Annotated in this window: 12 protein-coding genes; 6 read left to right on the top strand and 6 right to left on the bottom strand. The window is 72.8% G+C overall.

What is annotated here, in order from left to right; genetic code table 11:
• Positions 1-73: 73 nt before the first annotated feature.
• Positions 74-2,671 carry a rifamycin-inactivating phosphotransferase gene (gene rph / locus ACIA6C_RS18330; RefSeq protein WP_399277002.1) on the bottom strand — a complete coding sequence of 866 codons (2,598 nt, stop codon included), beginning with the start codon at positions 2,669-2,671 and terminating at the stop codon, positions 74-76.
• 331 nt (positions 2,672-3,002) lie between these two features.
• On the opposite strand from rph, the gene ACIA6C_RS18325 reads away from it, so the two are divergent.
• Complete coding sequence (locus tag ACIA6C_RS18325; RefSeq protein WP_399276999.1) at positions 3,003-3,629, top strand: glyoxalase; 627 nt, start codon at positions 3,003-3,005, stop codon at positions 3,627-3,629.
• A gap of 98 nt (positions 3,630-3,727) precedes the next feature.
• Here ACIA6C_RS18325 and ACIA6C_RS18320 read toward each other — a convergent pair whose 3' ends face one another.
• Both ACIA6C_RS18320 and ACIA6C_RS18315 read right to left on the bottom strand, forming a co-directional pair.
• Entirely contained in the window at positions 3,728-4,729 is a 1,002-nt protein-coding gene (locus tag ACIA6C_RS18320) for a hypothetical protein (RefSeq protein WP_399276997.1), read from the bottom strand.
• Entirely contained in the window at positions 4,726-6,384 is a 1,659-nt protein-coding gene (locus tag ACIA6C_RS18315; protein ID WP_399276995.1) for a hypothetical protein, read from the bottom strand. Before ACIA6C_RS18315 ends, ACIA6C_RS18320 begins: the two co-directional genes overlap by 4 nt.
• Positions 6,385-6,670: 286 nt before the next feature.
• Between ACIA6C_RS18315 and ACIA6C_RS18310 the strand changes: the two genes are divergently transcribed.
• Positions 6,671-7,078 carry a YciI family protein gene (locus ACIA6C_RS18310; protein WP_361126729.1) on the top strand — a complete coding sequence of 136 codons (408 nt, stop codon included), beginning with the start codon at positions 6,671-6,673 and terminating at the stop codon, positions 7,076-7,078.
• A gap of 8 nt (positions 7,079-7,086) precedes the next feature.
• A complete protein-coding gene (locus ACIA6C_RS18305) occupies positions 7,087-8,232 on the top strand; it encodes an RNA polymerase sigma factor (RefSeq protein ID WP_399277307.1) in 1,146 nt (381 codons plus the stop codon).
• A 13-nt stretch (positions 8,233-8,245) separates the two neighbouring features.
• Here ACIA6C_RS18305 and ACIA6C_RS18300 read toward each other — a convergent pair whose 3' ends face one another.
• Positions 8,246-8,701: a MarR family transcriptional regulator gene (locus tag ACIA6C_RS18300; protein WP_399276991.1), complete on the bottom strand. Its 456-nt coding sequence runs from the start codon at positions 8,699-8,701 to the stop codon at positions 8,246-8,248.
• Positions 8,702-8,769: 68 nt separating this feature from the next.
• Here ACIA6C_RS18300 and ACIA6C_RS18295 point away from each other — a divergent pair, with 68 nt between their 5' ends.
• A complete protein-coding gene (locus ACIA6C_RS18295; RefSeq protein WP_399276989.1) occupies positions 8,770-9,603 on the top strand; it encodes an alpha/beta fold hydrolase in 834 nt (277 codons plus the stop codon).
• Positions 9,604-9,654: 51 nt separating this feature from the next.
• Here ACIA6C_RS18295 and ACIA6C_RS18290 read toward each other — a convergent pair whose 3' ends face one another.
• On the bottom strand, positions 9,655-10,728 hold the full coding sequence (locus ACIA6C_RS18290; protein ID WP_399276987.1) for a GlxA family transcriptional regulator: 1,074 nt from the start codon (positions 10,726-10,728) through the stop codon (positions 9,655-9,657).
• A gap of 130 nt (positions 10,729-10,858) precedes the next feature.
• On the opposite strand from ACIA6C_RS18290, the gene ACIA6C_RS18285 reads away from it, so the two are divergent.
• Both ACIA6C_RS18285 and ACIA6C_RS18280 read left to right on the top strand, forming a co-directional pair.
• Positions 10,859-11,689, top strand: coding sequence for a dienelactone hydrolase family protein (locus ACIA6C_RS18285; RefSeq protein WP_399276985.1), 831 nt, complete (start codon positions 10,859-10,861; stop codon positions 11,687-11,689).
• Between the two features lie 150 nt (positions 11,690-11,839).
• Entirely contained in the window at positions 11,840-12,187 is a 348-nt protein-coding gene (locus tag ACIA6C_RS18280; protein WP_399276983.1) for a VOC family protein, read from the top strand.
• Positions 12,188-12,205: 18 nt separating this feature from the next.
• Here ACIA6C_RS18280 and ACIA6C_RS18275 read toward each other — a convergent pair whose 3' ends face one another.
• Positions 12,206-13,231 carry a polysaccharide deacetylase family protein gene (locus ACIA6C_RS18275; protein WP_399276981.1) on the bottom strand — a complete coding sequence of 342 codons (1,026 nt, stop codon included), beginning with the start codon at positions 13,229-13,231 and terminating at the stop codon, positions 12,206-12,208.
• Positions 13,232-13,286 lie beyond the last annotated feature (55 nt).

Here is a 13,286-nt window from a genome sequence, read left to right as displayed (position 1 = left end):
GCGACGCTTCATGCCCGCGAGGGGACCCGTGGACGGGAGACGGTGAGCCGGTGCCCCGGAGGGCTGACGCGGGTCAGGACAGGATCTCGACGTATCCGCCGGTTCCGTGCACGCGGATCCGCCGGCCGTCCGGGATCAGTCGCGTGGCCCCCTCCACGCCCACCACGGCCGGCAAGCCGTACTCCCGGGCGATCACCGCGCCGTGCGTCATCAGGCCGCCCACCTCCGTCACCAGTCCCGCGATCCCGACGAACACGGGCGACCAACTGGGGTCCGTGAAGGTGGTGACCAGGATGTCGCCCGCTTCGAGATCGGCCTGCGCCATGTCCAGGACGACGCGGGCCCTGCCCTCGACGGTCCCGGCGGAGACCGGCAGGCCGGCCAGGGCGCCGGTCGGCACGTCGTCGCGCCGATAGGCCCCGGAGAGGGTCTCGCCCTCCGATGTGAGCACCCGGGGCGGGGTGAGCGCGTGGTACGACCGGAACGCTTCCTTGCGCTGCCCGATGAGCCGGCCGTCGACCCGGTGCGAGCGCACGACCTCGTGGAACTCCTGGAACGTGAGGTAGAAGACGTCGTCCTCCTCCGTCAGGACGCCGGCCCGCGCGAGGCGCCCGGCCTCTTCCAGCATGGCCTGCTTGTAGACGAAGTAGCGGCTGATGATGCCGTACTTCGGGTACTCCCGGTACCCGATGAAGGTCCGGACCCGGTCGATCATCCGCTTCGTCTCACGGGCCTTGCGGTCGCCGTCCGGCAGGCCCCGCAGGCGCGACAGCACCTCCTCTTCCTTCTCCCGCGCCTTCTTCCGTCCCTCCTCGAAGCGCCGCTCGGCGGCGCCCGGGGTGAAGTTCCTGACGTTGTCGAGGATCGCCGGCACGAGGGTGGTGGGGCGCTCGCGCCAGCGGGGCCGTGTGATGTCGATCTCGCCCGCACAGCGCATGCCGTACCGGACGAGGTAGGCCTCGATCGCATCGCGCGCCTGCGGGCCACCCGGGAGTTTCGCCAGCTCGTCCAGGAAGCCCTCGTCCTCGACGCCCTGCAAGAACGCGACCACTTCGGGATGCGGGCGGATGACGTCCGCGACGTCGAGGAGCGCGAGTCCCATCTCCGACGTGACGTTGCCGGGGGCGGACAGCGTGAGGGTGTCGGCCGCGTTCCGCTCGCCGAGCCACTCGTACAGCTTGTCGTTGAGCCACCAGGTGGCTTCCATCCCCGCCATGATCACCTGGAGGCTCCGCGGATCGCCGAGGATCCGCTTGTGCTCTTCGAAGGCTTCCAGCAGGAAGTCGAACAGCGCCGGTCCGGTCTTCGTCCGGATGCCACGGCTCAGGGCGTCGAGGGACGTCTCGCTGCGCTCGATCAGGTCGGTGACGATGGCCGGATCGGTCTCGATCGGGGCGGCCGCGCTGCCGGCCGGCGGCCCGCCGGGACCCGTGTCGGGGAGCGACGGGACGAAGTCGCCGCGGTCGAGGACGGTTTCCAGAGCGTCCCTGACCAGCGGGTCGCCCCGCCCGATGAGGTCCAGCAGGCCGGCCCGGCTCGTGGGCGGGCCCAGGCGCCGGGTGACGTCGACGAAGAGCCTCCCGCCGGCCTCGCACATCGGCGCCATGGCCGTCAGCTTCCACACGGAGAGGCCCAGGGGCTTCATCGGGTCGGTCATCATCTGCTGATGGCCGACGGAGACGTAGACGTGGTTCTCCTCGTCATCGGTCTCGGGGATCGGGAACAGGGTCGTGATCGGCCGGCTCTGAACGATCCGGAAGCCGTCGTCGACCAGGCACCATTCGATGTCCTGCGGGCGGCCGAAGTGCGCTTCGATACGCCGTCCGAGCCGCACCAGCTCCTCGGCCTGATCGTCCGTCAGCGCGGGCTGCCCCTGCTGCTGTGAGTCGATCGCCACCTCGTGCGTGCCGCCGGCCGGCAGGGCGTGAACGGCACGTTCCTTGGCGGCGATCGTCTTGGCGACGACTCGGCCGTCCCGCACCGCGAAGACGTCCGGGTTCACCAGACCGGAGACCAGGGCCTCGCCGAGGCCGAAGCCGGCGTCCACGGTGGCGACCTTCCGGTTGCCGGTCACGGGGTCGGCCGTGAACAGGATGCCGGCGGCGTGCGGGAAAGCCATCCGCTGCACGACCACGGCCATGTGGACCGTGCGGTGGTCGATGCCCTGCCGCCCGCGGTAGCTCACGGCCCGCTCGGTGAACAGCGAGGCCCAGCACCGGCGGACGTGCTCGAGGACCGCCGCCGGCCCGACGACGTTCAGGTACGTGTCCTGCTGGCCGGCGAAGGAGGCCGTCGGCAGGTCTTCCGCCGTCGCACTGGAGCGGACGGCGTACGCGTCCTGCTCGCCGAGCCGGGTGAGGGCGCGGGTGACCGCCGCCGCGAGATCGCCCGGGACGGCGATCGCTTCGATGGTCCGGCGGATCCGCGCGCTGAGCGTTCGGGTCGCCTGCCGGTCGTCCGGGTCCACGCGCGACAGCTGATCGAGCCGGTCCTCGATCGACGGGTCGTCCGCCATGACGCGCCGGAAGGCGTCCGTCGTCACGCAGAAGCCGGCGGGCACGCGGATGCCTTCGATCCGCAGCAGCGCACCCAGGTGTGCGCCCTTGCCGCCGACGACCGCGACGTGCGACTCGTCGACCTCTCGCAGGTCCAACACGTACTGCTCGTTCACTGCTCTCGTGCCCCCATGTTCCGCCCGTTGTGGCTCTGGGCCCGTCCGGTGATCTCCGAGGACAGGGCCCAGGCCGATGATTCTGCGCCGTGACGGGGGCCTTGCCGCAAGCCCCCCGGTGCGCTATACCTTGGTAGTGGCGAGGAGAGCGATCTCCTTGCCCTTTCTTTTTTGACCGCGGCTTTTTTGACCGCGCCTCTTTTTTGCCCCCCGCCTCTTGTTTGCCCGCGGCGCCGCCGCAGGCCACCGCCGGGACCGCCAGGCGGGCCGCGAGGGGATCGGGCAGTTTTCGAGAAGCACCGGCCGCTGCCCCGCACCTAGCGTGAGGGACATGGCAAACATCGAACGCATCACCCTTGACGTGGCCGACCCCGCGGCCGCCCACGACTTCTACCGCAACGCCTTCGGGCTGGACGCGCAGCTGCGCGTCCGCGCCTCAGAGGCACCCACGACCGGCTTCCGCGGGTTCACGCTGTCGCTCACCGTCGCCCAGCCGGCCGATGTCAAGGCCCTCGTCGGCGCCGCCCTCGACGCCGGCGCCACCGAACTCAAGCCCGTGACGAAGTCCATCTGGGGCTACGGCGGGGTCGTGCAGGCCCCGGACGGCACGATCTGGAAGGTGGCGACCTCGGCGAAGAAGGACAGCGGTCCCGCCACCCGCCGCTTCGACGACATGGTGCTCCTGCTCGGCGTCGCGGACGTGGCGGCGAGCAAGCGCTTCTACCGCGACCAGGGCTTCGCCGTGGCGAAGAGCTTCGGCGGCATGTACGTGGAGTTCGCATCCGGTCCGGGCCCGGTGAAGCTCGCCCTCTACCGGCGCCGCGCCCTCGCCAAGGACGCCGGCGTCTCCCCCGAGGGCACCGGCTCGCACCGGATCGCGATCGGCGCCGACCTCGGTCCCTTCACCGACCCGGACGGCTTCGCCTGGGAGGCCGCCTCACCGGCGCTCGCGTCCTGAGACGGACCGTGCGCGCGCCGCGGCGGGCAGCGACCGGCGGCCGAGGTACGGGCGTACAGCACGGACGGGCCCGCCCGGTGGGCGCTCCGGGGCAGCGGTCAGTCGGGTTCGGCAGGCTGTGTGACGCACTCGCCGAGCTCGGCGACCGACAGGCAGTGGGCGTCCCCGCCTTGCCCGGGGGCCGCGCCGACGACGCGGAACACGTCCTGGGGGACGGTGAATTCGCCGACGCGGTACCCCGGCATGACGACCTCGCCGACCCGGCGCACGAGCACCGCCCGTTCGCCGGCTTCCTGGTCTACCGCCAGGCGGTAGAGCCCGACGGGGACCCGGGCGCCCGCCGGAAACCCGTAGACCACCACCTTACGGCTGCGCTTCCAGTCCTCCGCTGTCTCTGCCCCCTCGTCCACACGCAGCGGTACCCCGTTCGTAGCGCGTGCGTCACCCGAGCGCGCCGTCAGGGTGAGCCGGCCCGACCGGGCGATGGCCCCGCGGGCCGGAGCGGGCGGGAAGAACGGCCAGTATCCGCTCTGCAGTACGCCGCCACCACGGTCTTCCACCTCCATCGGCTTCCCGTTGAAGAGGTCGCCGTCGGCCTGGACGGCTTCCAGCGAGGCGACCGGCTTGACGGGGGTGGTGTAGGTCCGTCCTCCCGCCGCCACCGTGACCGTGACCGGCTTGTTGCGTGGGAACCCGTACAAGCACAGGACCGAATCCTCGCCCAGGCCCACCCGTACCTCGTCGGCGGGCGTCCTGGAATAGGAGGTGCCCGAGGACGTCCAGACGAGCGGGCGGCCGGCCGGACGGCCCTTGGTGACGCGGTCCAGGTCCTCGCGGCAGTCGATCGGAGATGCGGCGGCCATCCCCAGGTCGAACTGCTGAGCCAGCAGGACGTCCCGGGCGGTGGGGCGGGGCAGGGTCGAGCGTGTGGCGGCCACGGCGGGGCGGCCGGTGGCCCGTGCCGCCGAAGTCCCGCCTCCTGTGGTGCAGCCCGTGACGAGGACCAGACACAGTCCGGTCATCAGCCCCGTCATCAGCCCGGTCGTCACTCCGGCCGGCCGACGCGACAGGTACTTGTTCACCGTTTCGTTCCCTCTCATGAGCCGTCTCCTCGCCCTGCCCCGCAGGCCTCCCGCGCCCGTCGCAGTTCGGCGGAGAAGGTCTGCTCGTACTGATGGCGGAGGTCGCTGCTCGCCTGCCCCGCCTGTTGCGCCGCGGTCAGCTGGGTCAACGCGTCCTTCTGGGCCGCTCGGCCGCCGACGAGGTCGCAGCGGGCCAGACTCCAGCGGGCCAGCAGGCCGTGCCAGGCGGCCCGCTGGAGCGGGTCCCGTCCGTGCGCGATGGCCTCGCGGATGTCGCCGATGGCCGCCGCCCATTCGCGTCGTTCCGCCGAGCGCACGGCGGCGACGGACTCCGCGAACGCGAGCAGACCGGCCGAGCCGATCGTCTTCGGGGCGGCGCGCACTGCCGCCACGGCCCGGTCCACCGTGCCGTCGTCCTTCACCAGACCGGCCCTGATGCGGCACACCTCGACTTGCGCGAGGTACACCAAGGCCTTGAGTCGCCCGAGTTCGCTGACCTCCCGGTCCTCGGAGAGGGCTCGTATCGCAGTCGACACCTGGGCGAGATCCCCTGCGTGCACGGTCCCCGGCCCGCAGGTGCGGTCGGTCCCCCGGGCCCGGAGATAGGCATTGGTCTGCAGAGAGAGCGCACCGCGCCATCCGGCCGCCGACGCACCGCCGATGGCGAGGTAATCGGCGCGGGCTTCCTCCAGCAGCTTCTGCCGGGCGGGTTCGGTCTCGCCGGACGCCTGGCTTTCGCGAGCGTGGCCGCGGATCAGGTGGACCAGTTCGGGCGGCACGAAGCCGTCCGTGCCGCCCTGCTGCTTGTGATCGAGCAGACCGTCGAGGACCCGGACGGCCTGCGCGGGGCTGCCGTTGCGCCAGGTGTCCAGCGCGTCCAAGAACTCCGCGAGGGCGGCGATCCGGCGTGTGAGTTCCGCGCTCAGCAGAGACCGGCCGCGCGCCGACTCCCAGCCGCCTGCCACGAGGACCGGTCCGCCGAGGAACCAGCCGGCAAGCTCCGGCGAGTCCGGGATCTGGTCGGCCCTGACGTAGACGGCGGGCCGCAGCGTGGTCTGGCCGGCCGGATCCACGCTCACCAGGCCGCCCACGACGATCTCGGCGTTCGTCTCGTCGGCGAACCCGGCCGTCTTGTGCTCCAGTCGGCTGCGGTGGGTGCCTTCGAGCTCGGCGAGGGGAAGCGCGACCTCGCCGGCATAGCTGCGGACGCCGGTCGCGGTGGGGATCCGTCCCGCCATGTCGTGGGCGAAGTCCGCCGCCAGATCGGTCAGTGCCCTCCTGTCCTGCCGCCCCTCACGCGGGGCGAACCCGACCACGGCCACGTCACGCGCCCCGGTCATCCGGGCGAGCGGAGGGAGCGGGGGGCGGAAGGCGAACAGCACCGCGACACTGCCCAGGAACAGCGCCGAGGCCGCCGCCCACACCAGGATCCGGGAGCGCCGCGAACGCTGCCCGAACTTCTCCCCCACCACGGCGCGGACGGCCAGCACGTACCCGGCGAGTGCGGCGAGAACCGCAAGGGCGAGTGGTACCGGTGAAAGGGCTGAGCCGAGCTTCTCCACCACGAGCAGGGCGCAAGGCACACAGGCCGCGAACACGCCGAGCAGCGACCAGAGCCACACGGACGCCCGGCTGCCCTGGTCCGGCGGCTCTTCCTGCGAGTGAGCCGGCATGCGCCTCCTCGACCTCGTCGGCACCGGCTGCCTGCCGCCTTGCGTGCCGACCAGCACAGTAGGACCCGGCGGGCCGTGCCGGCGGTAAGCGCGTCAGGGCGCTGCGCACAATTCGCCGGACCAGAGGCAGTGAGGGCGCGCCCGTCACGGCGAGTCATGAATCGCTGTGCCGTCGCGTTCGGTGACGGCTGGAAAAAAATCGGGCGGGGATGTCGAGAACCCGTGGCCGGCTCCGTCCCTGCTGTGAACGCGACCACAATGGGTCGCACGAGCGAGGAGGAACACGATGGCCAAGTACCTGATGCTCAAGCACTACCGCGGTGCCCCGGCCCCGGCCAACGACGTGCCGATGGAGAAGTGGACGCCGGAGGAGATCGCGGCCCACGTGCAGTACATGAACGACTTCGCCGCCCGCCTCGAACAGACCGGCGAATTCGTCGACAGCCAGGCACTCGCCCCCGAGGGGACGTTCGTCCGGTACGACGGCGAGGGACGCCCGCCGGTCACCGACGGCCCGTTCGCCGAGACCAAGGACCTGATCGCCGGCTGGATGGTGATCGACGTGGACAGCTACGAGCGCGCCCTCGAACTGGCCGGGGAGTTGTCCGCCGCCCCGGGGGCGGGGGGCAAGCCGATCCACGAGTGGCTGGAGCTGCGCCCGTTCCTCGGCTCGCACTGCACCATCACGGAGTGACCCCGGCCATGCACGAGGCCCTGGTCCGGAGCCTCACGCCGAGCGTGCTCGCCGTCCTCGTCCGCCGCGGAGCCGACTTCGCGGCGGCCGAGGACGCCGTACAGGACGCCCTGGTCGAGGCGGTCCGCGTCTGGCCGGCCGACCCGCCGCGGGATGCGAAGGGCTGGCTGGTCACCGTGGCCTGGCGCAAGTTCCTGGACGCCGGCCGTTCGGATACCGCCCGCCGCCGGCGTGAGGAACTCGTCGGCGAGGAGCCGGCACCCGGACCCGCGCCCGCGGCGGACGACACCCTCCAGCTGTACTTCCTGTGCGCCCACCCCTCGCTGACGCCGTCCTCCGCCGTCGCGCTCACCCTGCGTGCGGTCGGCGGTCTCACCACCCGCCAGATCGCCCAGGCCTACCTGGTGCCCGAGGCGACGATGGCGCAGCGCATCAGCCGGGCCAAGCGCACCGTCTCCGGGGTACGGTTCGACCGGCCGGGCGACGTGGCCACCGTGCTGCGCGTCCTCTACCTGGTCTTCAACGAGGGCTACTCCGGCGACGTCGACCTCGCCGCCGAGGCCATCCGGCTCACCCGGCAGCTCGCGGCCGCCATCGACCACCCCGAGGTGGCCGGACTGCTCGCCCTCATGCTGCTCCACCACGCCCGGCGTGCCGCCCGGACCGCGCCGGACGGCAGCCTGGTTCCCCTCGCGGAGCAGGACCGGGGCCGGTGGGACACCGCGCTGATCGCCGAGGGCGTCGCGATCCTCCAGGCGGCCCTCGCCCGTGACCGGCTGGGCGAGTTCCAGGCGCAGGCCGCCATCGCCGCACTCCATGCCGACGCCCCCACGGCCGGGGAGACGGACTGGGTGCAGATCGTCGAGTGGTACGACGAGCTCACGCGCCTGACCGACAGCCCGGTCGTCCGGCTCAACCGCGCGGTCGCCGTCGGGGAGGCCGACGGACCGCGCGCCGGCCTGGCGGCGCTCGCGGCGGTGGACGCCTCCCTGCCCCGCCACACCGCGGTGGCGGCGTACCTGCACGAGCGCGATGGCGACCTGGAGACCGCGGCGCGGCTGTACGCCGAGGCGGCCCGCAAGGCGCCCGACCTCGCCGAGCGCGACCACCTGACGCGCCAGGCCGCCCGGCTCAACGCCCGCCGCCCCCGCTGACGGGCCCCCGGGATCAGACCGAACGCGCCCGCGCGGTGGACTCCAGTACCGCGGTCAGAAAGCGGCGCACCGTCTCCAACTCGCCGGCTTCGAAGCCCTCCGCGGCCGCCACCACCTCGCCGATCACCGGCCCGAAGAAGGCCCACCCGAGCTCCGTGGCCCTCTCCTGCACCTCCAGGAGAACGCGTCGCCGGTCGGTGGTGTCCCTGCTGCGCCGGACCAGGCCGAGCCGCTCCAGCCGATCCACCAAGGCGGTGGTTCCGGCCGAGTTCAGGGAGAGTTGCCCGCCGAGCCATCCGGGGGTGGCACGCGTACCGGCCCGTGCCGCGTCCAACAGGTGGATCAGGGCGCGTACGTCGGTGGGGTGGAGCCCGTGGCGCGCGGCGAACTCGGCGCCGAGCAGGTCGAACTCCACGGTGACCGCGCGCAGCAGGTGGACCAGCCGCATCGCCGGGTTCTGCTCGTCCATGCACTCTCCCTCAGGCCCTGCCTCGTGAATAATATCTCGCGGATCGAGATTATCGCTCAGCGAGAGGAATGGTCGTGTCCCAGTCCGCCTTTGACCTCGCCTACGACGAGCTCCGCGCCCGGTGGCCCGAGTCCACCGAGGAGCACGACGTCGCCACGCCGTACGGGCGCACCCGCGTCCACGTGTACGGCCCGGCGGACGGAAGCCCGCTGGTGCTGCTGCCCGGCGGCTGCGCCACCGGCCTGGTCTGGTGCGCCAACGCACCGGCGCTCGGCCGGCGGTACCGGATCCATGCGGTCGACCTGCTGGGCGACGCCGGCCGCACCGAACGCCGGGGCACACCGCTCAGGGGCGTCGACGATCTCACCGCCTGGCTGGACGCGCTGCTCGACGGGCTCGGGCTCGCCCGCGTACACCTCTGCGGCCACTCGTACGGCGCCTGGCTGGCCGTCAGGTACGCACTGCACGCACCACACCGGGTGGACCGCCTCGCCCTCATCGACCCCACGCAGGTCTTCGCCGGGTTCCGCCCCGGCTACCTGCTGCGCGCGCTGCCCAGCCTGCTGCGCCCGAGCGAGGCCCGCGCCCGCGCCTTCCTGGCCTGGGAGACCGGGGACAGCCGCCCGGACGAGGCAGGGCAGCGCCTCTACGCGCTGGCCACCACCGTTCCCGGCCGCAAGCTCGTCGCCGGTGGCCGCCCCCGGACGGCGGACCTGCGCATGCCGGTCCTGGTCCTGCTCGCGGAGCACAGCCGCACCCACCACACCGGCAAGATCGCCGACCGGGTCCGCCGGGCGCTGCCGCAGGCGGAGGTGGCGGTGCTCCCCGGGGCCACGCACCACTCCCTGCCCCTCACCGCGCCGGAGCAGCTGAACGAGCGGCTGACGGACTTCCTGCGCTGACGCGGCCGGGCGGCTGCGCCGCCTTCTCCAGGGCGGCCGGCGGTGGCCGGGTCAGCCGTTCGGGCGGCCGTCGCCGACGTCGTGTTCCGTGGCGGGCGCCCGGTAGGTGCGGCGGAAGGCGGCCCGGTAGACGCTCGGGCGGTGGCCGGTGTGGCGGGCGAAGAGGGCGGCGAAGGTGCCGGGGTCCTGGTAGCCGACGGCCGCGGCGACGGCGGCGACGGTGCGGTCGGTGGTCTCCAGGAGGTGGCGGGCGCGGCGGACCCGGGAGGCCTGCAAGTGGCCCAGCGGGCTGCGTCCGGTCTCTTCGGCGAAGCGGCGAAGCAGGGTGCGCGTGCTGACCCGGAAGGCGTCCGCGAGCGCGGCGAGGTCGTACCGTTCGGCGAGGTTCTGGTCGAGCCGGCGCATGACCCGCTGGGAGAACTCCCTGCCGGGCTGCGGGAGGAGCCGCGCGTCCACGTACGGGGTCTGGGAGGTCCGGGCGTCGTCGACCAGCGCGATCCGGGCGGTGGACCGGGCCACCCCGGGGCCGTTGTGCCGGCGGATCAGGTCCAGCGCGAAGTCGTACATGGCGCTGAAGGCGGCCGTGGTCGTCACTCCCGTGTCCGTGACGACCAGTTGCCCGGCCCGTACGTCGGCGCCCGGGCAGCGCCTTGCCAGTTCACCGGCGTACAGCCAGGAGGTGGTGGCCCGGCGCCCGTCGAGGAGGGCCGCCTCGGCGAGCAGGAACGCGCCGACGCAGAGGGAGACGACGGCGGTGCCGGCGGCGGCCTGCGCGCGGATCGCCGTGATCTCGGGGCCGAGCCGGGCGAGCAGCGCGTCGAGGTCCGCGTCCGGGTGGAGTTCGAAGCCGGGGACCATGAGGACGTCCACCTCGCGCAGCGGACGTACGTCCAGGCTCGCGCCGCCCGAGGCGGTGACCCGGCGCCGCGGCGAGAGGACGGACACGCGGTAGCCGGGCGCCCCGGGTCCGGCGGCGTGCCCGGCCATCGTCAACAGGTCGGGGACGCCGAACACCTCGGAGGCGAAGCAGCCCGGGTACGCCAGGACCCCCACGCGCAGCGCGGCGGCACCCGCACCCGCACCCGCACCCGCATCGTCCTGCGCCTGACGCGCCGCCCCCGCCATCGCTCCCGTACCCCCTGGTGTCCCGGCCCGAGCCGCCCGACGTGACCCGCCCTCGCAGGTGGCGAGATTACCTCCGGGCTCGGCGATTTCGCCCCTCACCCTGCGGCCGGGCACCGGCCAGGCTGGCCCCATGAGCGACGACGATCCGATCAGCGACTTCACCCGCCGGCGCGTGGCCGTGGAGGGGGTGGAGAAGACGGTGTACGTGGCCGGGGCCGGGCCCGCGGTCGTGGTACTGCCCGAGATGCCGGGCATCAGTCCCGACGTCCTGCGGTTCGCGCGCTGGGTGCGCGACACCGGCTTCACCGTCCACGTGCCCTCCCTGTTCGGGACGGACGGGGCGTTTCCCACGGTCGAGGGCGGCCGCGAGGTCGTCCGCCGCGCCTGTGTCAGCGCGGAGTTCCGTGCCTTCGCCGGGGGCGGCACCAGCCCGGTGACGGTCTGGCTGCGCGGTCTGGCACGCCGGGCCCACACCGAGTGCGGCGGCCCCGGGGTGGGCGCGGTCGGGCTGTGCTTCACCGGCAACTTCGCCCTCACCATGGCCCTGGAGCCGGCCGTGATCGCCCCGGTCGTCAACCACCCGTCGCTGCCGCTCGACGACCCCGGGGGAATCGAACTCGACGCGGCGGACGCGCGCGCGGTACGCGACCGGCTCGCCCGCGACGGTCTCACCGTCCTCGCCTACCGCTTCGAGGGCGACCGGTGGTGCACGGGGCAGCGCTTCGCCGCCTACCGTGCGTTGCTCGGCGACGCCTTCGACGGCCGGGTCCTGCCCGACAGCGCCGCCAACGGGGCCCCTCCGCCGTTCTTCGCCGAGCTGGTCGGCACGCCGCACAGCGTCGTCACCGCCCACCTCGTCGACGAGGCCGGCCACCCCACGGTCCGGGCCCGCGACGAGATCCTGGCCTTCCTCACCGGCCGCCTGCGCCCGCGCCCCAACCGACCACTGCCCGCCACCTGACCGGGCGGGACGGCGCCCTGGTGGACGAGAGCGAGGATAGGGTCGGGGGCGAGCCGGCTGACGCGCTGTTCGTGTGCCGCGGCGCATGACCGCCGCCGGGCGCAAGAGCGCGTGCGGCAAACGCACGTCCGTCCTCGATGGGAGTCATCAATGGCCGTTCGCCGTGTCGTGCCCAACATCGAATCGGCGGCCGCCGAGGAAAGCCGGGAGTTCTACGGCCTGCTCGGCTTCGAAGAGGTCATGAACCACGGCTGGATCATGACCCTCGCCTCCCCGTCCACACCCACGGCACAAATCAGTGTCATGATCAACGACAAGACCGCGCCCGTCGCCCCTGATCTGAGCATCGAAGTGGACGACGTGGACGCGGTCCATGCCGCCATCAGGGACAGCGGCGCGGAAATCGTCCACCCCCTACAGGACGAGGAATGGGGCGTGCGGCGCTTCTTCGTCCGCGACCCCAACGGCCGGGTGGTCAACGTACTGGGCCATCGCTGAAGCCCCCCGCCGCGGGGCTCAGTAGGGCCGGGCCCGCTTCGCGAAGGCCGGTGACAGCTCGTTGCGCGAGGCGCTCGGGAAGGCCACGGTGTTCGGGTCCCCGTCCGAGACGTACCGGTCCTTCCCGGCGGCGAGCTTGTCCAGCCAGCGTGACGACCCGAACTCGGCGTCCTCGTCCTTCGGCCCCGCCGAGCGGATCCGGGGGATCGCGCCGGGGGTGAACGCCTTGGCGAAGGGAGAGAACGAGGGGTTGGCCCCCACCAGGTACACCCCGTCGTAGCGGTAGCCCGTTCCCCGCGAAGCGACCTCGGCCGGCTGGGGCATGGCACCGAAGGGCAGGGCGAGGGAGGTGACCTGCGTTCCGGGCGCCGCCTTCTCGATCGCCTGCTGTCCGGCGTAGATCGCCCGCCTGGCGCCCGCCTCGTCCAGGGAGCGCAGGTTCTCGTGGCGGTCGGTGTGGTTCGCGACCTCGTGCCCGTGCTCCTTCAACCAGGTCAGCGCCTTGCGGGAACCCGTCGCCGAGAAGGCGTCCGCGTTGACGAAGAAGGTCGCCACCGGCTTGAACGCGGGGTACTTCTTCGCCGTCTCCGCCAGGATGGCGACGGCGGTGTCCCGGGCCGGGGTGCCGTCCGGGCCGAGCCGTACCTGGCTGTTGGTCGAGTCGTCGAACGTGAGGACGACGGGGTGCATGCCGGCCGGGATGTCGATGCGGCCGGTCTGGAAGTCCCGGGCGGTCACCGGTACGTACTTCTCCCGCGCGAGGCGCTCCAGCTCGGACCGGAAATCGGCGGGGGTGCGGTCGTAGACGCTGGCCGGCTTCTCGGTGAGCTGGTGGTACATGAGCACCGGCACCTGGCCGAGTTCGTTCGCGCCGACCTCCGCGGGGGCCTTCGCGGCGACGGGACTGACGGCCGCCGGCGAAGCGGCCGCGCGCTGTTCCCCGGCGGGCGGTGAAGACCCCTTGGAACAGCCGCAGACGAGCACAGCGGCGCCGGCCAGGACGGCGAGCGGGAGAAGCGGATGGCGCATGGGCATGCCCTTCATGGCGAGTGTGTCGTGCCATACCTACCGACGACAGGCGCCCGCATACCGCACTGTC

This window comes from Streptomyces sp. NPDC051578 (genome assembly GCF_044454045.1).
Classification (GTDB): domain Bacteria; phylum Actinomycetota; class Actinomycetes; order Streptomycetales; family Streptomycetaceae; genus Streptomyces.
Note: the sequence above shows the minus strand (reverse complement) of the source record. Positions and strands in the feature narration are given on the sequence as shown.

Excerpts from the sequence above, each read along its gene's own strand:
- ACIA6C_RS18310 (WP_361126729.1), top strand. The coding sequence starts at position 6,671 with ATGGCCAAGTACCTGATGCTCAAGCACTACCGCGGTGCCCCGGCCCCG.
- ACIA6C_RS18295 (WP_399276989.1), top strand. The coding sequence starts at position 8,770 with ATGGTCGTGTCCCAGTCCGCCTTTGACCTCGCCTACGACGAGCTCCGC.
- ACIA6C_RS18300 (WP_399276991.1), bottom strand. The coding sequence starts at position 8,701 with ATGGACGAGCAGAACCCGGCGATGCGGCTGGTCCACCTGCTGCGCGCG.
- ACIA6C_RS18290 (WP_399276987.1), bottom strand. The coding sequence starts at position 10,728 with ATGGCGGGGGCGGCGCGTCAGGCGCAGGACGATGCGGGTGCGGGTGCG.
- ACIA6C_RS18280 (WP_399276983.1), top strand. The coding sequence starts at position 11,840 with ATGGCCGTTCGCCGTGTCGTGCCCAACATCGAATCGGCGGCCGCCGAG.
- ACIA6C_RS18320 (WP_399276997.1), bottom strand. The coding sequence starts at position 4,729 with ATGAGAGGGAACGAAACGGTGAACAAGTACCTGTCGCGTCGGCCGGCC.
- ACIA6C_RS18305 (WP_399277307.1), top strand. The coding sequence starts at position 7,087 with ATGCACGAGGCCCTGGTCCGGAGCCTCACGCCGAGCGTGCTCGCCGTC.
- ACIA6C_RS18275 (WP_399276981.1), bottom strand. The coding sequence starts at position 13,231 with ATGAAGGGCATGCCCATGCGCCATCCGCTTCTCCCGCTCGCCGTCCTG.
- ACIA6C_RS18315 (WP_399276995.1), bottom strand. The coding sequence starts at position 6,384 with ATGCCGGCTCACTCGCAGGAAGAGCCGCCGGACCAGGGCAGCCGGGCG.
- ACIA6C_RS18285 (WP_399276985.1), top strand. The coding sequence starts at position 10,859 with ATGAGCGACGACGATCCGATCAGCGACTTCACCCGCCGGCGCGTGGCC.
- ACIA6C_RS18325 (WP_399276999.1), top strand. The coding sequence starts at position 3,003 with ATGGCAAACATCGAACGCATCACCCTTGACGTGGCCGACCCCGCGGCC.